The sequence below is a fragment of the Streptomyces sp. NPDC007907 genome (genome assembly GCF_042959365.1).
GTDB classification, from domain to species: domain Bacteria; phylum Actinomycetota; class Actinomycetes; order Streptomycetales; family Streptomycetaceae; genus Streptomyces; species Streptomyces indiaensis.
This window is the reverse complement of sequence record NZ_JBIBKR010000005.1, coordinates 71,626-93,547: the sequence shown is the minus strand read 5'-3', so window position 1 is coordinate 93,547 and position 21,922 is coordinate 71,626. Positions and strand designations below refer to the sequence as shown.

Sequence of the window (21,922 nt, the reverse complement as noted above, 5' to 3'; positions counted from 1 at the left end):
GAGTTGCGCGTCCAGACGCGCGCGCCGCCGGGCCAGATCCGATGTAGTGATCACATCAGGCTTTGCCAACGGATCGCTAACATATGGCCAACGCTTCGCCGTTGCGTCATCCGGCGATTGGCCGGAAGCCGCCGAGCCAAGATCAAGGACGGCCAGTACACCGGCCGATCCCGGCACGGCAGGTGAGAGCCGGGTGGCGGGAACGCGCCGTCCGGGGGCGGAAACTCGTCAAAGCGGTGCACGGGGGGTAGTGGCGCGATGATGCGGTTCGGGCTGTTGGGCCCGCCGGTGCTGTTCCACGACGTCCAGGGCGGCGCCCGCCCTGAGGCCAGGGCCGTCGCGAGCCCGAAGTCCCGTGCGCTGCTGGCCGCTTTGCTCCTCGACGCCGGGCGGGTCGTCTCCGTGGAGGCGCTCAAGGACGTGCTGTGGAGCGAGGCGCCGCCCGTTTCCGCACAGGCCTCGCTGCACAATCACATCGCCCGGCTGCGGCGGTCGCTCGACGATCCCCGACGGCTGCGCACCGTGCCGTCCGGGTACGTGCTGCGGCTCGACGAGGGCGAGCTCGACGTGCACGTCTTCGACGGCCATGTCGCCGCCGCGCGTGCCGCGCACGCCGACCGGGCCTGGGAGCGGGTCGTGCACGAGTGCGCTGCCGCGCTCGCGCTGTGGCGGGGCGCGCCGCTCGCCGGGCTGCCGCCCGAGGTCGGCGGGTACGCCTTCGCGCAGCGGCTGTGCGAGGCCCGGCTGCTCCTCATGGAGTGGCGCTACGACGCCGAACTGGCCCTGGGCGGACCGCGGCTGCAGGAGCTGGTGCCGGAGCTGGCGGCACTGACCGGGGCGTATCCGCTGCGCGAGGTGTACTACCGCCAGCTGATGCTCGCCCTGCACCGCACCGGCCGCCCGGCCGAGGCCCTGGCCGTCCACCGCGACCTGCGCGCCCGCCTCGTCGGCCAACTCGGCATCGAACCGGGGGCGGGGGTGCGGGAGGCACACCTGGAGGTGCTGCGGGGGGCTCAGGGGGACGCGGGTGCGGGGGAGAGGCCGGGTGACCGCGACGGGCTGCCGACCGGTCCGGCAGGCGATGCGTCCACCGGTCCGGCCGACGACGCTTCGACCTGTGCGGTCCGGGGGGTTCCCGTGGGTCCGGTCGGCGGGGCACCGACCCGTCCCGTCGGCGGGGCATCGACCCGCCCGGTCGGAGGGGCATCGACCCGTTCGGCCGGCGGTGTGCCTACCGGTCCGGCCGGCGGTGTGCCCACCGATCCGGCCGACAGCGTGCACGTCCGTCCGGCCGACGTGATCCCGGCCCGTTCGGCCGGCGGTGTGCCTACCGGTCCGGCCGGCGGTGTGCCCACCGATCCGGCCGGCGGTGTGCCCACCGATCCGGCCGACAGCGTGCACGTCCGTCCAGCCGACGTGATCCCGGCCCGTTCGGGCAGCAGGCCCTCGCACAGCCAAGCGAGTGTGCCGATGCCGATGCCCGCTCCCGCCCAACTCCCTCCGCCCCCGCCCCGGTTCATCGGCCGCAACGCCGTCCGGGACTCCCTGCACCGTGTGCTCACCGCACCCGCCCCCCACCCCGTCGCCGTCATCAGCGGCATGGCCGGTGTCGGCAAGAGCGCGCTCGCCCTCTACGTCGGCCACCAGTTGGCGGAACGTTTCCCCGACGGGCAGCTCCACCTCGACCTGCACGGCGCCACCCCGGGCATGGCACCTCTCACCCCTGGGCAGGCGCTCACCGCCCTGCTGCGTGACCTCGGTGTCGAGCCCTGCCGCATCCCCGAACAGCCGGACGCCGCAGCCGCGTTGCTGCGGTCGCTGCTCGCACCCGCCCGCACGCTGCTCGTGCTGGACGACGCCGCGAACGCCGCGCAGGTACGGCCGCTGCTGCCGGGCGGCGCCGGATGCGCGGTGATCGTCACCAGCCGTTCGCCGCTGACCACCCTCGACGGCGCGGCCCGCTTCCCGCTCGCCCCGCTGTCGGACGAGGAGAGCGCCGAACTCCTGCGCAGCGCCTCGGGCCGCGAGGGCCTGGACGGCACGGACGCCGCCCGGCTCCTCGTCGAGCTCACCGGCCGGCTCCCGCTGGCCCTGCGGGTCGTCGCCGCGCGGCTCGCCGCCCGTCGGGCCCTGACCCCCGAGAAGCTCGCCGGGCAGCTCGCCGCCGCAGAGGGGCGGTTGCGGCACCTGGAGTACGACGACCTGAGCGTGGGCCGTTCGCTGGCCGTCGCGTACGACGCGCTCGCAGGCTCCGAGCGCGCGGCCGACCGGGACGCGGCCCGCACGCTGCGGGCCGTCGGCGCCCTCGACCTGCCCACCTACAGCGCCCCCCTTCTCGCCCGTCTCACCGGCATCGGCGAACCCCGCACCGAGGCCGCCCTGGACCGCCTCCTCGACGTGGCCCTGCTGGAGGAGACGACGTACGGCCGCTACGCGCCTCACGGCCTGGTACGGGACTTCGCCCGCGAGCGGGCCGCGGAGCACGGCGCCGTCCGCACCGCCGGTGCCGTGGACCTCGCCGACACGGCGCTGCACTGGTACGCCGCCGTCGCCGAGCGCATCCTCGGCGCGATCGTGGAACCCGGCCTCGACCAGGAGGACCGCCTCCGGCCCACCGCGAGTCAGCCCGCCGGCCACGCGGCCCACGTCGCCACGGTCACGCCCTTCGCCGGCCCCGACGAGGCCTTCGCCTGGGGAGACGGCGAGCTGGAGAACGTCGTCGCCCTGGTCGAGCGGTTCGCGGACACCCCCTCGGAGCGGCGCGCGGGCCTGGTCTGCGCGCTCGTCCGGCTGATCTCCCCGTACGCGCACCGCCGGGGCCGCCTCGCCGAGATGGAGGTGCTCGGGCAGGCCGGCCTCCGGGTCGCCCGGCGGCTCGGGGACACGGCCGCGGAGGCCTACGCCCTGGTCGACCTCGGCGGGCTGCACTTCCTGACCGGCCGGCACAGCGAGGCCCTCGCCCTCAACGACCGCGCCCTCACCCTCTGGCGGCGGCTGGACCACACCTCGTGGATCCGCCGCTGCCTGAACAACCAGGGCCTGCTGCTGGACGGGCTCGGGCGGCGCACCGAGGCGGGCGAGGCGCTGACGCGGAGCCTGGAGTACGCCCGGCGGCTGAACGACCCCTACGGCGAGGCCATCACCCACAGCACCTCGGCAACCTCGTCGAGCCCACCGACCCACGGGCCGCCATCGAGCAGCACCGGCGTTCGCTCGCCCTCGGGGACGAGATCGGCGCCGTGATCGTGCGGCACGCCGCGCACTGCAACATCGGCTACGCCCATCTGCGGCTGGGGCAGCCGGCCGCCGCCGTCCCGCACTTCGAGGAGAGCCTGCGCATCCTCGGCGGGCACGGTGACTGGTACGGCGAGTCCCGGACCCGGCTCGGCCTGGTCAGAGCCCTGCGCCAGCTGGGCCGCGGCCGGCGGGCCGCCCGCGAGTGCGCCGAGCTGCTCGGCCGGGCCGACGCCCGCGACGACCGCTACATCGCCGGTCTCGCCCGCCACCAGCACGGGCTGCTGCTGCGGGAGCGGGGGGAGGTCGGCGAGGCACGCGAGGAGTGGGACTGCGCTCGCGGCACTGGAGGGGACGGACGAGTGGGCGGTGCTCACGGAATTGCGTGAGCTCCTGGCGTCTTCGAGCCGATCACTTGGCGGCTGATCACTCGGCGTCCGCACAGTCTCCGGGCTGATCAACAGGCGTCTGAGAGTCTCCGGGCTGATCACTCGGCGTCCGCGCAGGCTCCGGGGATCACTTGGCGTCCGCGTAGCACTCGACCACCGCCGTCGTGAACGGGAACCGCACCGGTGTCTCCCCGAAGGTCAGCCGCCCGGCCAGGGCCGCCGCCTCGCGGATGGCCGCCACGACCGCCTCGGCCTCCTCCTCGGGACAGTGCACGATCACCTCGTCGTGCTGGAAGAAGACCAGCTCGGCCGCCAGCTCCGCGCAGGCCCGGCGCAGCGCGGCGAGCAGCAGCAACGCCCAGTCTGCGGCGCTGCCCTGGACGACGAAGTTGCGGGCGAAGCGGCCGCGGGCGCGGGCGTGGGTGGAGGCGTGGCCCGGTACCCACGCGGCGCTGTCGTCGGGCTGGTCCGCGTCCGCGGGCGGGATGCCGGCCTCCTCGGTCGCGTCGTCCGTCCCCCGGGCCGCCGGCGGGCAGGTCCGGCCGAGCCAGGTCCGCACGAGCCGGCCCTCCTCACCCGCCCGGGCCGCGTCGTCGACGTACGCGACGGCTCGCGGGAAACGGCGTCTGAGCGCGGCGAGGTTCTTCAGGCCGTCGCCGGAGGTCTGCCCGTACACCGCGCCCAGCACGGCGAGCTTGGCCTGGTCGCGGTCGCCGGAGAAGGCGCGGTCGGAGACGGACTGGTAGAGGTCGGTCTCCCGCCCGGCCACCTCCATAAGGCCGGGGTCGCGGGAGATCGCGGCGAGGACGCGCGGTTCCATCTGGTCGGCGTCGGCGACGACGAGCCGCCAGCCGGGGTCGGCGACCACGGCCCGCCGGATCACCTTGGGGATCTGCAACCCGCCCCCGCCGTTGGTCACCCAGCGGCCGGTCACCGTCCCGCCCGCGAGGAACTCGGGTCTGAAGCGGCCCTCGCGGACCCAGTCCTGGAGCCAGGACCAGCCGTGGGCGACCCAGATGCGGTACAGCTTCTTGTACTCCAGCAGTGGCTTCACGGCAGGGTGGTCGACCGTTCCGATCTCCCACTTGCGGGTCGAGGCGACCTTGATGCCGGCCCGCGCGAACGCCTTGACCACCTCGGCCGGCAGGTCGGGGCGGACCCGGTGGCCGAACGCGGCGGACACCTCCTCGGCCAGCTCCGCCAGTCGGCGCGGCTCGCCGCCGCCCGCGTACCGCTCGCCCAGCAGGTCGTGCAGCAGCGCGCGGTGCACTTCCGCGCTCCAGGGCAGCCCGGACCGGTTCATCTCGGCCGCCACCAGCATGCCCGCCGACTCTGCGGCCGTCAGCAGCCGCATGCGGTCGGGGTGCTCGGCGCTCGCGTGCCGCCGCTGCTGCTCGGCGTAGACCGCGAGGAGGTCGGACAGGGGCAGGTGGACGCCCTGTGGCTCGAACAGGGAGGACTGGGCGCCCGGTGCCGCCGACCGCTGCGGTGGATCGGGCGGTACGGGGCCGCCGCGCAGCCGGGCCAGGGCGGCCGCGGCCGAGCGTGGTTCCCCGTACCGCCCCTCATGGCCGAGGAGGAGCGTCTCGGCGGCCTCGATGTCGTAGCACCGCTCGACTCGCACCCCCGTGGCGAGCAGACGCGGGTAGACCTCGGCGGTGGACCGCCACACCCACCGCGTGACGCCGGGACGGCTCCGCACGGCCTCGGCGGGACCGGACTCCCGCCGCACCGGGCCGGAGGGCAGCCCGTCCGGGCCGAGGGGGGCGACGTCCACGCCACCGTCCTCGGCCGGTGCGAGCGCCCACCGGTCGGCCATGCAGCGAGTCTGCCAGGGGGGTCTGACAACGCCCCCGACGCCGCCGCCGACGCCGACGGCCAGCACCGACGCCGACGGCCGACACCGACGTCGCCCCCGACACCGCCCCCGACGCCGCCGCCGACGCCGACGGCCGACACCCACATCGCCCCCGACACCGACCTCGACCCCGACCTCGGCGTCGATGCCGGTCAGTGTCGGTCCGGCACGTTCGCCGACGCCGTCAGGGTCAGCCCCGCACGCTCGCCGACGCCCGTCACGATTCGCCCGGCGTGTTCCCCTGCGTCCGCGTGAACTTCTCCAGCGCCCCGGCGACGTACCGCTCGGTGTGCTCCTTGTCGATGCCCAGTCCGCTGAGGACGCCCTGGCCGTTCTCGTGCTCCAGCAGGGCGAGCAGGATGTGCTCGGTGCCGATGTAGTTGTGGCCGAGGCGCAGGGCCTCGCGGAAGGTGAGCTCCAGGACCTTCTTGGCGGCCTGGCCGTAGGGCACGAGCTCCGGGGCGTCGTCGACGGCCGGCGGGAGTGCCGCCGTGGCCGCCTCGCGCACGGCGTCGAGGGAGACGCCCTGTTCGACGATCGCCTTCGCCGCGAGTCCCTCCGGCTCGGCCAGCAGTCCGAGGACGAGGTGCTCGGGCAGGCCCTCGGCGTTGTTAGCCGACTTGGACGCGCTGTGCGCCGCCATGACCACGCTGCGGGCCCGGGGCGTGTACCGGTTGAAGCCCTGGCTCGGGTCGAGGTCGGCCGACTCCTTCGGCACGAACCGCTTCTGCGCGGCCTGCCGGGTGACGCCCATGCTCTTGCCGATGTCGGTCCAGGACGCGCCGGAGCGCCGGGCCTGGTCGACGAAGTGGCCGATCAGGTGGTCGGCCACGTCGCCCAGGTGGTCCGCGGCGATCACCGCGTCCTGGAGCTGGTCGAGCGGTTCCGGGTGGACCTTCTTGATGGCCGCGATGAGGTCGTCGAGACGGATGGATGACGTGGTCTCGGGGTTCGTCATGTGTCAACCGTAGGTTGCGCCCTCCGGGGTGTCAACCGTGAGTTGACAGTTCGCCGGGAGTTCCGGACCGGCCGCTCCGGCGTGGCACCATCGGCCCGTGAGTACGTCCAGCACCGTCGACCGCGCGTTCGCGGCGGCCCTCTACGAGACCGGTGAGAGGGCCCTCGACACCGGCGCGTCCCTGCTCGCATCCGACCCGGCGGCGGACGCCGAACTCGACCGGCGCGGACAGGAGTTCGTCGCGGCGGCCTGGCGGCGCGGCTGGCAGCCGGCCGACGTCGTACGGATGGTGCGGCGCGAGCTGGCCGACGTGCACGTGCTCCTCGCGGCCGCGCTGATCCGCGCCCAGGCACCCGACGACGTGCCCCGGGGCCGCCGCTGGGACACGCAGCTCGCCGAGCTCCCCGCCGACGCCCCGCCCCGTACCGACCGCTTCTCGTATGTCACGGCCGTCCTGGAGCTGTACCGCCTGCTGCTGCGGCTGCCGTCCCTGGAGCCCCTCGACGAGACGCCCGGAGCGGGACCCGGCCCGGCGAGGCCCGAGTCGCGCATGCTCACCCGTATCCGCGCCCTGCTGGCCAAGGCCGAGGCGACCGGGTTCCCGGAGGAGGCGGAGGCGCTGAGCGCCAAGGCGCAGGAGCTGATGGCCCGGCACAGCGTCGACGAGGCGCTGCTCGCGGCGCAGGCGCCCTCGCCGGACACGCCGGGGGCCTGCCGGATCGGGGTCGAGCCGCCGTACGAGCAGGCCAAGGCGGTGCTGCTGGACGCCGTCGCCGGCGCCAACCACTGCCGCGCGGTGTGGAACGAACCCCTCGGCTTCTCGACCGTCGTCGGCTTCGAAACCGACTTGGAGGTGGTCGAACTCCTCTACACCTCACTCCTGGTGCAGGCGACGACCGCGATGACGAAGGCGGAGGCCGCGCAGCGGGCGGGCGGCCGCAAGCGCACCAAGACGTTCCGGCAGTCCTTCCTCGCGGCCTATGCCCACCGCATCGGCACCCGGCTGGCCGCAGCCGCCGAGACGCAGGTGACCGACGACCTGCTCCCGGTCCTCGCCTCCCGCGAGGTCGCCGTCGCCGGGCGGCTGGACCGGATGTTCCCGGAGACGACCACGACCCGGCTGCGCGGGGTGCGGGACGCGGCGGGCTGGACGCAGGGCGCGCAGGCGGCGGACCGGGCCCAGGTCCGGCACCGGCCGCCGCTGCACTGACCTGTCCACCGCTGCTGACCCCCCGGCGGCCCCGACGGTGCTCTCGGCGCAGACAGTGCCCTCCGTGCCGCCGGCGTTCTGACGCCGTCAGCGCTCCGGCACCGTCGGGGTCGTCGATCCCTGCCGCTCAGTCCCCCGACGTCTCGAAGCCGCTCACCGAGGTCTTCTCGCCCTCCGCCCAGGAGACCTCGCCGTACGACCACTTCAGCTCGTGCGCCGTCCTGGTGTCGCCGGGCAGGGTGAACGACGCCGCGTGGACGTCGAGACTCTCCGCGGAGCCGGCCTCGCCCCGGACGTAGGTGATGGTGAAGGACGTGGTGGCGCCCTTCCCGAGGGTCAGCGACCGGGCCTTCGCGCCCTCGACCGGGGAGACGGACGTCGTCTTGTCGTCGGCCAGCAGGTCCACGCCGGGGAAGCCCTTCAGCGTGCACTGCTCGCCCTTGTTGGTGAGCGTGACGGTGACGGTGCCGGTGTCTCCCGCGGCGGGGGCGGCCGCGGCACCGACCTCGACGCCCATGTCGCCGAGCGCGCAGGCCGAGTCGCTGGGCCGGTCCGCGTTCTTGACGTCGTCGCCACCGGACGTGTCGTCGCTGCAGCCGGTCAGCAGGACCGTCGCGGCGAGGGCGGCGGCCAGGGTGAGGGGGTAGGTGCGCATGAGGTCCTCTGGACGTGTCGAACGAAAGTGGCGACGGACCCCTGGATCATCACGCACGCGCGCACCGCCCGCCCACGCGCCCCCTCCGATTCCCCCGCACGCCGGACGGACCCCGGGGCCCGGGTGGCTCCGTGCTGCCGAGAGGTTCCCCGGATCCCGGTGGCTGTTCGGCCATCGGACGGGTTCCTGGCTTTCGGTGGCTCTGTGACCGCCGAACGGGTACCGGGCCCGGTGCCCGCTCACGCCTGACGGGCACGGGGCAACCCCCGAACGCCGAACGGGCCGCGGTGCCCTCAGGCGATCCGCGGCCCGTCCGTACGGATGCCGGTGTCCGGTGTCAGCCGAGGCCGGCCGTCGGCAGGCCCGTCGGGAGCTTGCCGCCCTCGGCCTTCCGGTAGGTCTCCGCTCCGAGGCCGCCCTCCCAGGTGACCTTCAGGCTGCTGCCGTTCACGGAGTCGACCATGCCGGTCGCCCGGTCCTTGGAGCCGTCCGTGCACTTCAGGCGGATCATCCGCATCCCGGACTCCTCGCCCGCGGTGCCACTGCACACGCTCCCGCCGGTGCCGAACAGCGCGGCCTGCTTGCCGGTGATCACCAGGGCCACGGCCTTGCCGTCGGTCGTCGCGAGCCAGCTGCCCGCCAGCTCGCCGCCGGCCGACTCCCCGGACCCGGAACCGGACCCGGAGTCGCCCGCGCCGGCGGACGACGAGGCGGACGGGGCCGGGCTGGAGGCCGAGTCGTCGCCCGAGTCCCCGTCACTGCTGCACGCGCTCAGCACGAGCACGCCCGCCAGCCCCGCGGCCGCCGCCGCGACACGCACGGCACCGGAACGGCGCGAGAAGATCACCGAAGTCACTGCAAGCCCCCAAGCTGTAGCCGGCCGACCGGCCCGGACGGCACCGGCCGGCCTCCTGGCCGGAACGACCGCAGCAAGCTACCAGGGCCCGTCAAGGGCCTTCGGAAACGCCTCCTACCAGGACGACTTGCGCACCCCGGGCAGATACCCCGCGTGCGCCTGCTCCCGCAGACTCACCCGGGACAGTCCGAACGCCCGGAAGTAGCCGCGCGGCCGGCCGTCCACCTGGTCGCGGTTGCGCACGCGCGTGGCGCTCGCGTCACGCGGCTGCCTGCGCAGCTCCGCTTGGGCGGCGATCCGCTCGGCCTCCGTGGAGGACGGCCGCCGGATGATCTCCTTCAGCTCGGCCCGCCGGGCGGCGTACCGCGCGACGACCTGCTGCCGCCGGTCGCTCTTCGCGATCTTGCTCTTCTTCGCCATCAGACCCTCACTCCCCGGGCGCGGATCCGGGCGACGGCCGCCTCGATCCCGATCGTGTCGACGGTTTGATCCCCCTGGCGCCGAGCCGGAGCCGGACGTACCGGCCCTCGCTCGGCAGCCAGTAGCGCTTGGACTGGATGTTGGGGTCGAACCGGCGTGACGTGCGCCGGTGGGAGTGGGAGATGCGGTTGCCGAAGCCCGGCTGTGTGCCGGTCAGCATGCAGTGCGCGGACATGGGTGGTGACGTACCTCTCTGCCTAGACTCTGGAAATGGATTTCATTTTCAGTATCATAGCGGCATGGCACGCAATGAACTCCGTCCGGTCATCAAGCTCCGGTCCACCGCCGGGACCGGCTTCACCTACGTCACCCGCAAGAACCGCCGCAACGACCCGGACCGCATGACCCTGCGCAAGTTCGATCCGGTCGTCGGCCGCCACGTCGACTTCCGAGAGGAGCGCTGACCCATGCGCCAGGGAATCCACCCGGAGTACGGCCCCGTCGTCTTCCGCGACCGTGCCGCGAACTACGCCTTCCTCACCCGCTCGACCCTGGCCGCCACGGCGGGCGAGAAGACGATCGAGTGGGAGGACGGCACCGCCTACCCGGTCGTCGACGTCGAGATCTCCGACGTGAGCCACCCCTTCTACACCGGCACCGCCCGCGTGCTGGACACCGCCGGGCGCGTGGAGCGCTTCGAGCGCCGGTACGGGAAGAAGGGCTGACCCTGTGACTGACCCCGTGGCCGTCCCTCCCGGTCTCCCCGTCGTGATCGTCGGCGGGCTGCACGCCGACGCCCGCAGGGCGGCCGTCGCGCGGCTGCTCGCCGACGTGCCCGGCAGTGTCGTCCTCCACCACGACCTCTCGACGGCCGCCGCGGGCACCGTCGTACGGACCATCAGGGACGCCTCCGGTGTCCTCGACGCGGGGGAGGCGCCGCTCGTCAACGACTGCGCGTGCTGCGCCCTGCGCGAGGACCTGGTGCCGGAGCTGGAGCGGCTGCGGGACGCCGGGCTCACCCGGCTGGCCGTCGTCGAGCTGTGGGACTCCGTCGAGCCCAAGGCCATGGCCGAGGTCGTCACGGCGGGCGGGCTCACCGTCACCGGTGTGATCACCGCCGTCGACCCGGCCCTGGTCCTGCCCTGTCTCGGCAACGGCGACGACCTCGCCGACGCCGGTCTCGCGGCCGCCGCCACCGACCAGCGCACGATCGCCGACACCTTCGCGCGCCAGCTGGAGTACGCCCCCGTCCTCGCCGTCGCCGACTCCCCGGAGGCCGACGACGAGGACCGGGAGCTGCTCGCGCAGCTTCACCCGACGGCCCGCCGGGCCCCGGTCGGGGAAGGCGCCCCCGTGGGCCGGGCCGACGACGGCCTGACCGTGCCGACCCCGCGCAGGGGCCCGCTCTCCCCGCTGGCCCAGGCGGCCCTGGCCGGTTTCGACGTCGAGGCGGCCGCCGCCGCCCAGCACCCGGCCTGCGCGCTGCTCCCCGCCGAGGCCGACGCGCACGGCGTCTCCACGCTGGTGTGGCACCGGCGCCGCCCGTTCCACCCGGAGCGGCTGTACGCCGCACTGGAGGACCTGACCTGCGCGGCCGCCCGCAGCCGGGGCCGGTTCTGGCTCGCCGACAAGCCCGACACGCTGTTCCACTGGGACGCGGCGGGCGGCGCCCTGTGCGTGGAGGGGGCGGGCCCGTGGCTGGCCTCCCTCCCGGACGCGGCCTGGGAGATGGTGCCGCCGGTCCGCCGTGCCGCCGCCGCGCTGGACTGGCACCCCGAGCACGGCGACCGCGGCCAGCACCTGGTCTTCACCTCTCCCGCCCTCGACCGGGACGGCCTGGAGCGGCTGTTGGAGTCCTGCCTGCTGACCGACGCCGAGTACGCCGCGGGCCCCGACGCCTGGCAGCGGCTCCCGCACGCCTTCGACACCCTTCTGGAGGTCTGACCCCCATGCCCCGCAAGCCCGAGCGCAAGCCCGCCAAGAACCGGCCCAACCCCCTGGACCAGGCCGGGATCACGTACATCGACTACAAGGACACCGACCTGCTGCGGACGTTCATCTCCGACCGCGGCAAGATCCGCAGCCGCCGTATCACCCGGGTCTCGTCCCAGCAGCAGCGGCAGCTGGCCCAGGCCATCAAGAACGCGCGCGAGATGGCGCTCCTGCCGTACTCCGCGCGCTGAGCCCGTCAGGGTGAGGTTCCCCACGCTTGACGCGTGGGGGACCTTCTGCCGGTGCCGCCGCCGGGCCGGATCACCCCGGGCCGGCCGTCCGGCCGTGGGGCGCGTGGCGGGGCGCCGGGACCGGGCCGGACGCCGGTCGGGCCGGCTGTGAGACCGCGGTCCCGCGGGACGTCCCGGGGTGCCGCGCGGCGCGGACGCGCACGGTGCGGCGCGGGCCGGCCGGGCCGTGAGCCGAGCGCGGGTCCGGCGATGGTCCGAGCGGGACACCGGCCACGTGGACGACCCCGGCCTCCTGCGAACGGCCCATTTCTCGCCGTCCCCGCAGGCCACGGCCGTCTTCCGGATACTGGTCGGCCTGTCGAACGGTTTTCGCAGGGTCGTGCGTCTCAGCTCCGGCTTCTCCGGTGCGGCACTCGCACGGCTGCCGCGCTCCGCCGCCGAGCGGATGTTCCGCCTCCACCGGACCTCCCCGAACCCCCCGACTTCGCCGCAGGCCGCAGGGAACGAGAGGCGGGGGCGGGCCGTCACAACAGACGGGAGCTTCGGTCAAGCGGTCGTCAAGGCTGTAACCGCGGGACCACCCCTCGTGCACGTGCATCTGCCCACGCATCTGCACATGAACAGGGTTATGATCCGGGTCAGTTGACCACTGCACCAATGGCCACACCAGCCAGTGCACCACCGGGGAGCGACCTGTGGACCACGACGGGTACGACGTGTACAACGGGATGGCGGCCGCCGGGCTGCGCGGTGTGGCCTGGCAGAAGAGCCGGCACAGCAACTCGCAGGGTTCGTGCGTGGAGTTCGCCCGATTGCCGGGCGGTGACGTGGCCGTGCGCAACTCGCGTTTCCCGGACGGCCCCGCACTGGTCTACACCCGTGCGGAGATCGAGGCCATGCTCCTGGGCGTCAAGGACGGCGAGTTTGACCACCTGGTCGGCGGCTGACGGTCCGGCGGACCCGGCGGAGCCCGGGTGATATGTCCCTGATGTGCGGTGACGCGCGTAGAACCGCGGCGCGATGATGCGCCGCGGTCTTCTCATTCCCCGTGCGGCCGTGTACCGGTGTGCGGCAGCCGGAACAGCGCCCAGACCACCTTGCCGCTGAGCGCGCCCGCGAGAGGGTGCCAGCCCCAGCTGTCGCTGAAGGAGTCGACGAGGAACAGTCCGCGGCCCGACTCGGCCGAGAAGTCGTCGGTCTCCCGGGCGACCGGACTGTCGTGACTGGGATCGCGCACCGCGCACACCAGCCGCTCGGTCCACCGCATCAGGTGCAGACGCACCGGGGGTTCGCGGTCGCCGCACCCGCCGCTCGCCGGCAGGCCGTGCCGCAGCGCGTTGGTGACGAGCTCCGAGACCACCAGGCAGACGTCGTCGAACCGCTCGCCCATGTCCCACTGGTCGAGGGTTCTGCGGGTGAACCGCCGCGCCTCGCCCACCGCTTCGTGGCGGGCGGGAAGGGCGCAGGAGGCGGCGTCGGACACGGCCGCGGGATCCAGCGGCGGAAGGCCCTGCCGTAACGGCTCGAGCATGGTCGATCCATTCGTCCCCATGCGAGGCACTCCCGGGAATTCGCGGTCGGTGCGATGCGGCGGTGGTGCGGCACCATGGTTTCGGATGCGTACAGCAGATGCAAGGGCAGATGCACGTGCACGTGACCGGAATGAGATGTCCCGTACCGCTTGTTGGCCAATTTTTCCGTCATCTTCGCGTCGCTCTCTGGCCGTTCACTTGCCTTCTTCTTGCTTGCGCGCGCGAGCGTGGATCGTCTCGATTCCGTTTCCGTAACCGGACGAGTACTGCTCGGAGTGTTTTAGTGGCAGACTTCGGCCCCTGAAGACGTTGGGGAGGCTGGCGAACGTGAGCGCGGGAGAGCCGGGATCGGTGGTGCGGCGCATGCTGCTCGGATCACAACTCAGGCGACTGCGTGAGGCGCGGGGCATCACGCGCGAGGCGGCGGGTTATTCGATCCGCGCCTCCGAGTCGAAGATCAGCCGGATGGAGTTGGGCCGGGTGAGCTTCAAGACCAGAGACGTCGAGGACCTGCTGACCCTGTACGGCATCACCGACGAGCAGGAGCGCGCCTCCCTGCTGTCCCTGGCCAAAGAGGCCAACGTCGCCGGCTGGTGGCACAGTTACTCGGACGTGCTGCCCAGCTGGTTCCCGACCTACGTCGGCCTGGAGGGCGCCGCCTCACTGATCCGGGCGTACGAGGTGCAGTTCGTGCACGGCCTGCTGCAGACCGAGGCGTACGCGCACGCGGTGGTCCGGCGCGGCATGCAGGGTGCGAGCGAGGCCGATGTCGAGCGCCGCGTGGCGCTGCGCCTGGAGCGGCAGAAGTACCTGGTCGACGAGCGGGCGCCCGACTTCCACATCATCCTCGACGAGGCCGCCCTGCGCCGCCCCTACGGCGACCGCGAGGTGATGCGGGGGCAGCTCCAGCACCTCATCGAGATCTCGGAGCGGCCCAACGTACGGCTCCAGGTGGTGCCGTTCAGCCTCGGCGGTCACTCCGGCGAAAGTGGCGCGTTCACGATCCTCAGCTTCCCGGAGTCCGACCTGTCGGACGTCGTCTACCTGGAGCAGCTCACCAGCGCGCTGTACCTGGACAAGGCCGAGGACGTCGCCCAGTACGAGAAGGCGCTCAAGGAGCTGCAAAGCGACAGCCCCGGCCCCTCGGAGAGCCGGGACCTTCTGCGGGGCCTCCTCCAGCTCTCCTGAAGTGGCCCCTTCAACTCGCCTTAAACATCAGTACGATGACGTGTGATCAGATCGTGAAGGCGCGATCAGGGGTCTGCCTAGGGATCGAGGGATCACATTGTCGTCGTCCTGCTTCACCGACCTTGCACAGCAGTACATCGACGGTGAGTGGCGCCCGGGCACCGGTTCCTGGGACATCATCGACTTCAACCCGTACGACGACGAGAAACTCGCGTCGATCACCATAGCCACGGCCGACGAGGTCGATCAGGCGTACCGGGCCGCCGCCCGCGCTCAGAAGCAGTGGGCCGCGACCAACCCCTACGCCCGCCGGGCGGTCTTCGAGAAGGCGCTGCGCCTGATCGAGGAGCGCGAGGCGGAGATCTCCGAGGCCATCATCGCCGAGCTCGGCGGCACGCGGCTGAAGGCCGCGTTCGAGCTGCACCTCGCCAAGGAGTTCCTGCGCGAGGCGGTCCACCTGGCGCTGGCCCCCGAGGGCCGGATCATCCCCTCGCCGGTGGACGGCAAGGAGAACCGCGTCTACCGCGTGCCGGTCGGTGTGGTGGGCGTGATCAGCCCCTTCAACTTCCCCTTCCTGCTGTCGATCAAGTCCGTCGCCCCGGCGCTGGCGCTGGGCAACGCGGTGGTGCTCAAGCCGCACCAGAACACCCCTATCGTCGGCGGTTCCCTGGTCGCGAAGCTCTTCGAGGACGCGGGGCTGCCCGGCGGCCTGCTGAACGTCGTCATCACGGACATCGCGGAGATCGGTGACGCCTTCATCGAGCACCCGATCCCCAAGGTCATCTCCTTCACCGGCTCCGACGCCGTCGGCCGGCACGTGGCGACCGTCTGCGCCCGGCTGTTCAAGCGCTCCGTTCTCGAACTGGGCGGCAACAGCGCGCTGGTGGTCCTCGACGACGCCGACCTCGACTACGCCGTCGACGCGGCGGTCTTCAGCCGCTACGTCCACCAGGGCCAGGTCTGCATGGCCGCCAACCGGATCCTCGTGGACCGGTCGGTCGCGGAGGAGTTCACCGAGAAGTTCGTCGCCAAGGTCAAGACCCTCAAGACGGGCGACCCGCGCGACCCGCAGACCGTCATCGGCCCGGTCATCAACTCCTCGCAGGCGGACGCCGTCTCCGGCGTGGTCGAGCAGGCCCTGGCCGAGGGCGCCACGGCCCTGGTGCGCGGCGGGCGGACCGACAACCTCGTCGAGCCGTCGGTGCTGACGGACGTCCCCGCCGACTCGGCGCTGCTCAGGCAGGAGGTCTTCGGGCCGGTCGCGTTCCTCGTCCCGTTCGACGGCGAGGAGGAGGCCGTACGGCTGGTCAACGACACGCCCTACGGCCTGAGCGGTGCCGTCCACACGGGGAACGTGGAGCGGGGTGTCGCCTTCGCCAAGCAGATCGACACGGGCATGTTCCACGTGAACGACGGCACCGTGCACGACGAGCCGATCGTCCCGTTCGGCGGTGAGAAGCACTCGGGCATCGGCCGGCTCAACGGCGACACGATGCTGGACTCGTTCACCACGACCAAGTGGATCTCCGTGCAGCACGGACGGAGCGGCTTCCCGTTCTAGCGTCTTCCGTCGCGCCCGGGGCTCTTGCGGACAGCACCTGACCGCAAGGGTCCGTAATTTGGTCGGTGTCAGGGGGAGACGCCCCCGGGCCCGACGAAAGGCGGCGGTCATGGTCACTCACGTTCCGGCGGAGGCTCACGGCGACGAGCGCGGAGCGCTCCTGTCCTTCATCGCCGAGCAGCGCGGCGGGATCCGCCGGGCGGTGCTGGGGCTGACCGACGAGCAGGCGAGCTCGCGTCCCAGCGCCAGTGAGCTGTCCCTGGCCGGGCTGATCAAGCACGTGGCCGAGGTCGAGCAGATGTGGGTCTCCCTGGCCAAGGGCGAGCCGCCGGCGGTGGTGCGGGACCAGAGCAACTGGCACGAGTGCTTCCAGCTGGTCGAGGACGAGACCGTCGCGTCGCAGCTGGCGTACTGGGACAAGGTCGCGGCCGAGACGGAGGCGTACATCCGCTCGGTGCCGAGCCTCGACGACACCTTCGCGCTGCCGGCCCAGCCCTGGTTCCCGCCGGACGCCCGGGTCTCCCACCGCTGGCTCTGTCTCCACCTCATCCGCGAGACCGCCCGGCACGCCGGTCACGCCGACATCATCCGCGAGTCCCTGGACGGCAGGACCGCCTTCGAGCTGGTGGCCGAGGAACAGCGGGCGGGGGCCGAGGCATAGCCTTGGCCGCATGTCGACGATCCGCCTCCTCGTGCTCGGCGCGGTCCGTATGCACGGGCGGGCCCACGGCTACCAGGTGCGCAACGACCTGGAGTACTGGGGCGCGCACGAGTGGTCCACCGCCAAGCCCGGCTCGATCTACCACGCCCTGAAGCAGATGGCCAAGCAGGGGCTGCTGCACGCGCACGAGATCGCGCCGTCGACGGCCGGCGGCCCGCCGCGCACGGAGTACGAGCTCACCGGGCAGGGCACCGAGGAGTACTTCCGGCTGCTGCGGGAGGCGCTGGTCACCTACGACCAGCGCGGGGACATGAAGACGGCCGCCGTCGGCTTCGTCGTCGATCTGCCGCGGGCCGAGGCGGTCGCGCTGCTGAAGGAGCGGACCCTGCGGATCGAGCAGTGGCGGGCCGCCGTCCTGGAGCACTACGTGCCCGAGGAGGGGCCGGGGCAGCTCGGGCACATCGGCGAGATCATGAACATGTGGGTCCACACGGCCGACTCCGAGGCAGAGTGGACCCGCGGCCTCATCGGGCGCATCGAGGGCGGTGCCTACACCTTCGCCGACGAGGGCGACCCGTTCGTCGGCGTCCTGGCCGAGGACCAGGAGAACCCCTACGCGACGGGGGAGGAACACCCCGGGGACGCCCACTAATCAAGTTTGACGAATGGCTCAGCCGGGTTTAGTTTGAGCCTGTAGTCAAGTTTGACTAGCGAGGGAGACTCAGTGGCCGATCCGGCGATCACCGTCGAAGGCGCGGAGAAGAACTACGGCGGCAAGAAGGCACTGGACGGGCTCGACCTCACGGTCGCGCGCGGCACGGTGCACGGGGTGCTCGGTCCGAACGGCGCGGGCAAGACCACCCTGGTGCGGGTCCTGTCCACCCTGCTGCGGCCCGACGCGGGACGGATCGAGGTGGCAGGGCACGACGTGGTGCGCGAGGCCTACGCCGTGCGGCTGCGCATCGGCCTGCTCGGCCAGCACGCCGCGCTCGACGAGGAACTCGGCGGCCGGCAGAACCTGGAGCTGTTCGGCCGGCTGCACCACCTGGGCGCGCGGGGGGCACGCGCGCGTGCGGACGAACTCCTGGAGCGTTTCGGCCTGGCCGACACCGGCCGCAAGGCGGTCCGGCAGTACAGCGGCGGTATGCGGCGCCGCCTGGATCTCGCCGCGTCCCTGATCACCGAGCCGGAGGTGCTGTTCCTCGACGAGCCCACCACCGGCCTGGACCCGCGCGGCCGCGCGGAGGTGTGGTCCTCCGTCCGCTCCCTGGTCGGAGGCGGCACCACGGTCCTGCTGACCACGCAGTACCTGGAGGAGGCCGACCAGCTCGCGGACCGCATCTCCGTCGTCGACGCCGGCCGGGTCGTCGCCGAGGGCACGGCGGACGAGCTGAAGGCGGAGACCGGCGGCGACCGTATCGACGTGGTCCTGCGTAACGCCGGCGAACTGGGGGCCGCCGTCGCCCTGCTGCCCCTCACCGGGGTCAGCGTCGACGCCGACCGGCGGCTGCTGAGCGCGCCGGTGACCGACCGCATGGAGGCGCTCTCCGGGGTCGTACGGGCCCTGCGGGAGGCCGGGATCGAGGCGGAGGACGTCGCCCTGCGCCGCCCGACGCTGGACGAGGTGTTCCTGCACCTCACCGGGGACGACCACCGAGTGAAGGAGGCCGCGTGAGCGCGCACGCCCTGACCGACTCCTGGACCATGACCCGCCGGGAGCTCGCCCGTTGGGGGCGGCAGCCGGTCCAACTGGCCGTCAACCTGGTCTTCCCGGTGATGCTGCTGCTGATGTTCGGCTACCTCATCGGCGGCGGCCGCGGGGTGACCGGCGCGTACCGCGACTACCTGGTCCCCGGCATGCTCGCGCTCACCATGGCCTTCGGCCTGGAGGGCACGATGCTCGCCGTCACTCAGGACCTCAACAAGGGCGTGATCGACCGATTCCGCTCGATGCCCATGGCCAACGGGGCTGTGCTGGTGGGCCGTTCGGCCGCCGACATGCTCCAGTCGGCGATGGCCCTGGTCGTGCTGATCGGTGTGGGCGCCGCGCTCGGCTGGCGGCCCGGCGGCGGTCCGGCGGCCCTCCTCGCGGCCGTGGGACTGCTGCTGCTGTTCCGGTTCGCGATGCTGTGGATCGGCATCCACCTGGCCCTGGTGGCGGGCAAGCCGGAGATGGTCCAGGCCGTGCAGATCCTGGTTTGGCCGGTCGGCTTCCTCTCCAACGCGCTGGCCGTACCCGGCTCCATGCCCGGCTGGCTGGGCACGGTCGTCGGGTGGAACCCGATGTCCCACACGGCCACGGCCGTCCGGGACCTGTTCGGCGTGCCCGGCACGGAGTCCGGGCACGCGTGGGCCGCGATCCTCTGGCCCCTGGCCCTGCTGGCGGTGTTCTTCCCGCTGGCGGTACGGCGGTTCGGCCGGCTCAGCCGCTGACCTCGGCCACTCCCTAGTGGTGGAAGCTGGTCGCCGCGCCCCTGTCCTCGGTCAGCGGGCGCGGCTGCCGGCGCAGATCCGGCAGCAGCCGCTCCAGGTCCTGCGCGAGCAGATCGGCGAGGTCGGCGGAGAAGCCGTTGCGGCACACCACCCGCAGCACGGACAGGTCCTCCCGGTGCGCCGGGAAGGTGTACGCGGGCACCAGCCAGCCGTGCTCGCGCAGCCGCCGGGAGACGTCGAAGACGTCGTACGCCGTCACGTCCGGCGCGGTCGTGAAGGCGAACACCGGCAGCTCGTCGCCCCGGGTCAGCAGCCGGAAGTCGCCGAGCGCCTCGATGCGTCCGGCCAGCTCCGTGGCCACGTCCCGCGCGGCCTGCTGCACGGCCCGGTAGCCCTGCCGGCCCAGCCGCAGGAACGTGTAGTACTGCGCGACGACCTGCGCGCCCGGGCGGGAGAAGTTGAGCGCGAACGTCGGCATGTCGCCGCCCAGGTAGTTCACCCGGAACACCAGCTCCTCCGGCAGGGCCTCCGCGTCCCGCCACAGCGCCCAGCCGACACCCGGGTAGACGAGGCCGTACTTGTGCCCCGAGGTGTTGATCGACGCCACCCTCGGCAGCCGGAAGTCCCAGACCAGGTCCTCGTCGAGGAACGGCGCGACCATGGCCCCCGAGGCGCCGTCCACGTGCACCGGGACGTCCAGCCCGGTCCGTTCCTGCAGCGCGTCGAGGGCCGCGCACAGCTCGGCGATCGGCTCGTAGGACCCGTCGAACGTGGAGCCGAGGATGCCGACGACGCCGATGGTGTTCTCGTCGCACAGCTCGGCCGCGGCCTGCGGGTCCAGGTGGAAGCGCTCGCCCTCCATGGGCACCAGCCGCGCCTCCACCTCCCAGAAGGTGCAGAACTTCTCCCAGCAGACCTGCACGTTGACGCCCATCACCAGGTTGGGCCGGGCCCCTGGGTAGCGGTCGGCGTTGCGCTTCGCCCAGCGCCGCTTCAGCGCCATCCCGGCGAGCATGCACGCCTCGCTCGACCCCGTCGTCGAACACCCCACGGCGGTCGACGGGTCGGGGGCGTTCCACAGGTCGGCGAGCATCGCCACGCAGCGCCGCTCCAGCTCGGCGGTGCGCGGGTACTCGTCCTTGTCGATCATGTTCTTGTCCCGGCACTCCGCCATCAGCAGCCCGGCCTCGGGCTCCATCCAGGTGGTGACGAACGTGGCGAGGTTCAGCCGGGCGTTGCCGTCGAGCATCAGCTCGTCGCGCACCAGCTGGTGGGCGGTCGCCGGGGCCATCGGCTGGTCCGGGAGGCGGTGGGTCGGCGGGGCCTCGGCCATGTCGCCGAGCGGGTTGGCGGGGCCGTAGAAGGGGTTGACGGACAGCCGGCGGTCGCCGGGCCGGGGGGAACCGTCATTGAGCGGCATGAGGGCCTCCAGGGGTGGGTCGGGGGAGGGGCGGGGATTTCAGCGGACCGATGTGCCGTCCTTGCGCAGCTGCATCTGCGGCCGGCCCGTGACCAGCAGCCAGGCGGGCAGTGAGGCGATGCAGAGCACGGAGATGACCGCCGGCTCCGCGACCAGCACCGCGGCGACGAACAGGCTGAGCCAGCCCTGCCGTGTGATCGCCAGCAGCACCCCGAGCACCCCGGCGGACACCCCGACCGAGGGATGCACCCCGGACACCAGGGCGTGCGCGCACAGGCCGAGCGCGGTGCCGACGAACACGGCGGGGAAGATCCGCCCGCCACGGAAACCACAGGACGCGGCGACGACCAGCGCGGCCAGCTTCACCACCGTCATGACGGCGAACTCCCCGGCCGACCAGCCGTCCGGGTCGTGCGCCAGCGTGGCGATCTCGTCGAGCCCCTTGAACAACGTCAGGTGGCCGCCCACAGCGGCCAGGGCGCCGAGCACGGCCCCGCCCGCCGGGAGCATCAGCATGGGGTGCCGCAGCCGCCGGAAGGCCGCGTGGACGTACGGGAAGGCCCGTACGGCGCCCAGGCCGAGCACCGCGCCGACCGCGGCGACCACGATCGACGCGAGCAGATCGGACCAGCCCGTCCGGCCGAAGGACGGCAGGCCCAGATCGAAGCTCGGGTGGTCCACGAGGGAGACGGTCAGGGAACCCGCGGCCGCGGCTGTCAGCGGCGCGAAGAGGTTGTCCCACAGCATGCCGCGGGTCTCCTGGCGGGCCAGCAGCTCGGAGATCGCCAGGGCGGCCGCCACCGGGGTGCCGAACAGCGCGCCGATGGTCGCCGCCTCGGCCAGCGCCGGCCAGAGCCGGCCGGGTGCCCGGGGGATGAGCCGGCTGCCCAGCCAGACCGCGAGACCCACGTTCACGGTGATGAGGGGGTTCTCGGGACCGAGGCTGGGCCCGCCGGCCAGCATCAGCGCGGTCACCAGCACCAGCCCCGGCAGCGCCACGGGCGGCAGGACGGGAGCGTCCAGACCGACGGTGGCGGGATCCGGGCCCGCGTGCCCCGGCACCTTCCACACCACCAGCCCCACCGCGATGCCGGTCGCGATCAGCACCACGAACATCCACGCCACGGAGTACCGGCCGATGCCGAGCGCGTCCGGCACGGTCTCCCACAGCACGTCCTGGAGCTGCTCGGCGGCGACTTCCACCCCCACCAGGATCAGGCTGCAGAGCACGCCCACGGCGATGGCGGGCACGATCGACGGCAGCAGGGCGCGAGCGGGCGTCGACGGATGGACGGAGGGTGCCTGGTCTTCGGAGTCCTGGACCACGGGCACACGATAAACGGATCAAACGGTACAAAACGGGA

The 21,922-nt window shown here is 72.8% G+C and carries 22 protein-coding genes and 1 pseudogene; 14 read left to right on the top strand and 9 right to left on the bottom strand.

All coding sequences use genetic code 11. The annotated features are described in order from the left end of the window. Nucleotides 1-258: 258 nt before the first annotated feature. Together ACFZDI_RS21080 and ACFZDI_RS21075 are read left to right on the top strand one after the other, a co-directional pair. Entirely contained in the window at nt 259-3,243 is a 2,985-nt protein-coding gene (locus ACFZDI_RS21080) for a BTAD domain-containing putative transcriptional regulator (RefSeq protein ID WP_391252388.1), read from the top strand. Continuing rightward, entirely contained in the window at nt 3,240-3,623 is a 384-nt protein-coding gene (locus tag ACFZDI_RS21075; protein ID WP_391252387.1) for a hypothetical protein, read from the top strand. The genes ACFZDI_RS21080 and ACFZDI_RS21075 overlap by 4 nt, the downstream gene beginning before the upstream one ends. Nucleotides 3,624-3,750: 127 nt before the next feature. On the opposite strand, the gene ACFZDI_RS21070 is transcribed toward ACFZDI_RS21075, so the two are convergent. Together ACFZDI_RS21070 and ACFZDI_RS21065 are read right to left on the bottom strand one after the other, a co-directional pair. Next, complete coding sequence (locus tag ACFZDI_RS21070) at nt 3,751-5,442, bottom strand: bifunctional 3'-5' exonuclease/DNA polymerase (protein WP_361113276.1); 1,692 nt, start codon at nt 5,440-5,442, stop codon at nt 3,751-3,753. Between the two features lie 256 nt (nt 5,443-5,698). Then, the gene (locus ACFZDI_RS21065) at nt 5,699-6,439 is read right to left on the bottom strand and encodes a Clp protease N-terminal domain-containing protein (RefSeq protein ID WP_391252384.1); all 741 of its coding nucleotides are present in this window, start codon (nt 6,437-6,439) and stop codon (nt 5,699-5,701) included. 97 nt (nt 6,440-6,536) lie between these two features. On the opposite strand from ACFZDI_RS21065, the gene ACFZDI_RS21060 reads away from it, so the two are divergent. Continuing rightward, nucleotides 6,537-7,649: a DUF2786 domain-containing protein gene (locus ACFZDI_RS21060; RefSeq protein ID WP_391252382.1), complete on the top strand. Its 1,113-nt coding sequence runs from the start codon at nt 6,537-6,539 to the stop codon at nt 7,647-7,649. Nucleotides 7,650-7,776: 127 nt separating this feature from the next. Here ACFZDI_RS21060 and ACFZDI_RS21055 read toward each other — a convergent pair whose 3' ends face one another. The 4 genes and pseudogenes from ACFZDI_RS21055 to rpmB all read right to left on the bottom strand — a co-directional run bounded on the left by ACFZDI_RS21055 (nt 7,777) and on the right by rpmB (nt 9,815). Further along, complete coding sequence (locus ACFZDI_RS21055; RefSeq protein ID WP_391252380.1) at nt 7,777-8,304, bottom strand: DUF4232 domain-containing protein; 528 nt, start codon at nt 8,302-8,304, stop codon at nt 7,777-7,779. Nucleotides 8,305-8,641: 337 nt separating this feature from the next. Next, nucleotides 8,642-9,151 (bottom strand): hypothetical protein, encoded by a 510-nt coding sequence (locus ACFZDI_RS21050; protein WP_391252378.1) that lies wholly within the window; start codon nt 9,149-9,151, stop codon nt 8,642-8,644. 123 nt (nt 9,152-9,274) lie between these two features. Next, nucleotides 9,275-9,580: a 30S ribosomal protein S14 gene (rpsN, locus tag ACFZDI_RS21045; RefSeq protein ID WP_391252375.1), complete on the bottom strand. Its 306-nt coding sequence runs from the start codon at nt 9,578-9,580 to the stop codon at nt 9,275-9,277. After that, a pseudogene (gene rpmB / locus ACFZDI_RS21040) lies at nt 9,580-9,815 on the bottom strand (50S ribosomal protein L28). The gene rpsN and the pseudogene rpmB overlap by 1 nt, the downstream one beginning before the upstream one ends. Before the next feature lie 64 nt (nt 9,816-9,879). Here rpmB and rpmG point away from each other — a divergent pair. The 5 genes from rpmG (at nt 9,880) to ACFZDI_RS21015 (ending at nt 12,710) form a co-directional block, all read left to right on the top strand. Then, nucleotides 9,880-10,044 (top strand): 50S ribosomal protein L33, encoded by a 165-nt coding sequence (gene rpmG, locus ACFZDI_RS21035; RefSeq protein ID WP_053669727.1) that lies wholly within the window; start codon nt 9,880-9,882, stop codon nt 10,042-10,044. 3 nt (nt 10,045-10,047) lie between these two features. Further along, nucleotides 10,048-10,305 carry a type B 50S ribosomal protein L31 gene (locus ACFZDI_RS21030; RefSeq protein ID WP_391252372.1) on the top strand — a complete coding sequence of 86 codons (258 nt, stop codon included), beginning with the start codon at nt 10,048-10,050 and terminating at the stop codon, nt 10,303-10,305. Between the two features lie 4 nt (nt 10,306-10,309). Beyond that, on the top strand, nt 10,310-11,524 hold the full coding sequence (locus tag ACFZDI_RS21025) for a GTP-binding protein (protein WP_391252370.1): 1,215 nt from the start codon (nt 10,310-10,312) through the stop codon (nt 11,522-11,524). A gap of 5 nt (nt 11,525-11,529) precedes the next feature. Continuing rightward, nucleotides 11,530-11,763 (top strand): 30S ribosomal protein S18, encoded by a 234-nt coding sequence (rpsR, locus tag ACFZDI_RS21020; protein ID WP_234749958.1) that lies wholly within the window; start codon nt 11,530-11,532, stop codon nt 11,761-11,763. Between the two features lie 695 nt (nt 11,764-12,458). Continuing rightward, the gene (locus ACFZDI_RS21015) at nt 12,459-12,710 is read left to right on the top strand and encodes a DUF397 domain-containing protein (RefSeq protein ID WP_372486511.1); all 252 of its coding nucleotides are present in this window, start codon (nt 12,459-12,461) and stop codon (nt 12,708-12,710) included. A gap of 92 nt (nt 12,711-12,802) precedes the next feature. Here ACFZDI_RS21015 and ACFZDI_RS21010 read toward each other — a convergent pair whose 3' ends face one another. Further along, a complete protein-coding gene (locus tag ACFZDI_RS21010) occupies nt 12,803-13,315 on the bottom strand; it encodes an ATP-binding protein (RefSeq protein ID WP_391252367.1) in 513 nt (170 codons plus the stop codon). A 343-nt stretch (nt 13,316-13,658) separates the two neighbouring features. On the opposite strand from ACFZDI_RS21010, the gene ACFZDI_RS21005 reads away from it, so the two are divergent. From ACFZDI_RS21005 to ACFZDI_RS20980, 6 genes are all read left to right on the top strand, one after another. After that, nucleotides 13,659-14,483 (top strand): helix-turn-helix transcriptional regulator, encoded by an 825-nt coding sequence (locus ACFZDI_RS21005; protein ID WP_051715698.1) that lies wholly within the window; start codon nt 13,659-13,661, stop codon nt 14,481-14,483. 97 nt (nt 14,484-14,580) lie between these two features. Next, on the top strand, nt 14,581-16,044 hold the full coding sequence (locus tag ACFZDI_RS21000) for an aldehyde dehydrogenase family protein (RefSeq protein WP_391252366.1): 1,464 nt from the start codon (nt 14,581-14,583) through the stop codon (nt 16,042-16,044). Between the two features lie 109 nt (nt 16,045-16,153). Then, a complete protein-coding gene (locus ACFZDI_RS20995; protein ID WP_234749952.1) occupies nt 16,154-16,705 on the top strand; it encodes a DinB family protein in 552 nt (183 codons plus the stop codon). A 10-nt stretch (nt 16,706-16,715) separates the two neighbouring features. Further along, on the top strand, nt 16,716-17,357 hold the full coding sequence (locus ACFZDI_RS20990; RefSeq protein ID WP_234749951.1) for a PadR family transcriptional regulator: 642 nt from the start codon (nt 16,716-16,718) through the stop codon (nt 17,355-17,357). Between the two features lie 72 nt (nt 17,358-17,429). Further along, nucleotides 17,430-18,380 carry an ATP-binding cassette domain-containing protein gene (locus ACFZDI_RS20985; RefSeq protein WP_391252363.1) on the top strand — a complete coding sequence of 317 codons (951 nt, stop codon included), beginning with the start codon at nt 17,430-17,432 and terminating at the stop codon, nt 18,378-18,380. After that, entirely contained in the window at nt 18,377-19,138 is a 762-nt protein-coding gene (locus ACFZDI_RS20980; protein WP_234749948.1) for an ABC transporter permease, read from the top strand. The genes ACFZDI_RS20985 and ACFZDI_RS20980 overlap by 4 nt, the downstream gene beginning before the upstream one ends. Nucleotides 19,139-19,151: 13 nt before the next feature. Here the strand turns inward: ACFZDI_RS20980 and ACFZDI_RS20975 are convergent, their stop codons facing one another. Both ACFZDI_RS20975 and ACFZDI_RS20970 read right to left on the bottom strand, forming a co-directional pair. Beyond that, complete coding sequence (locus ACFZDI_RS20975; RefSeq protein WP_391252361.1) at nt 19,152-20,558, bottom strand: glutamate decarboxylase; 1,407 nt, start codon at nt 20,556-20,558, stop codon at nt 19,152-19,154. A gap of 39 nt (nt 20,559-20,597) precedes the next feature. Then, nucleotides 20,598-21,884 carry an ion channel protein gene (locus ACFZDI_RS20970; RefSeq protein WP_391252359.1) on the bottom strand — a complete coding sequence of 429 codons (1,287 nt, stop codon included), beginning with the start codon at nt 21,882-21,884 and terminating at the stop codon, nt 20,598-20,600. Nucleotides 21,885-21,922: the final 38 nt, after the last annotated feature.

Excerpts from the sequence above, each read along its gene's own strand:
- ACFZDI_RS21030 (WP_391252372.1), top strand. The coding sequence starts at position 10,048 with ATGCGCCAGGGAATCCACCCGGAGTACGGCCCCGTCGTCTTCCGCGAC.
- rpsN (WP_391252375.1), bottom strand. The coding sequence starts at position 9,580 with ATGGCGAAGAAGAGCAAGATCGCGAAGAGCGACCGGCGGCAGCAGGTC.
- rpmG (WP_053669727.1), top strand. The coding sequence starts at position 9,880 with ATGGCACGCAATGAACTCCGTCCGGTCATCAAGCTCCGGTCCACCGCC.
- ACFZDI_RS21005 (WP_051715698.1), top strand. The coding sequence starts at position 13,659 with ATGCTGCTCGGATCACAACTCAGGCGACTGCGTGAGGCGCGGGGCATC.
- ACFZDI_RS20990 (WP_234749951.1), top strand. The coding sequence starts at position 16,716 with ATGTCGACGATCCGCCTCCTCGTGCTCGGCGCGGTCCGTATGCACGGG.
- ACFZDI_RS21080 (WP_391252388.1), top strand. The coding sequence starts at position 259 with ATGATGCGGTTCGGGCTGTTGGGCCCGCCGGTGCTGTTCCACGACGTC.
- ACFZDI_RS21065 (WP_391252384.1), bottom strand. The coding sequence starts at position 6,439 with ATGACGAACCCCGAGACCACGTCATCCATCCGTCTCGACGACCTCATC.
- ACFZDI_RS20975 (WP_391252361.1), bottom strand. The coding sequence starts at position 20,558 with ATGCCGCTCAATGACGGTTCCCCCCGGCCCGGCGACCGCCGGCTGTCC.
- ACFZDI_RS21010 (WP_391252367.1), bottom strand. The coding sequence starts at position 13,315 with ATGGGGACGAATGGATCGACCATGCTCGAGCCGTTACGGCAGGGCCTT.
- ACFZDI_RS21055 (WP_391252380.1), bottom strand. The coding sequence starts at position 8,304 with ATGCGCACCTACCCCCTCACCCTGGCCGCCGCCCTCGCCGCGACGGTC.
- rpsR (WP_234749958.1), top strand. The coding sequence starts at position 11,530 with ATGCCCCGCAAGCCCGAGCGCAAGCCCGCCAAGAACCGGCCCAACCCC.
- ACFZDI_RS21070 (WP_361113276.1), bottom strand. The coding sequence starts at position 5,442 with ATGGCCGACCGGTGGGCGCTCGCACCGGCCGAGGACGGTGGCGTGGAC.
- ACFZDI_RS20995 (WP_234749952.1), top strand. The coding sequence starts at position 16,154 with ATGGTCACTCACGTTCCGGCGGAGGCTCACGGCGACGAGCGCGGAGCG.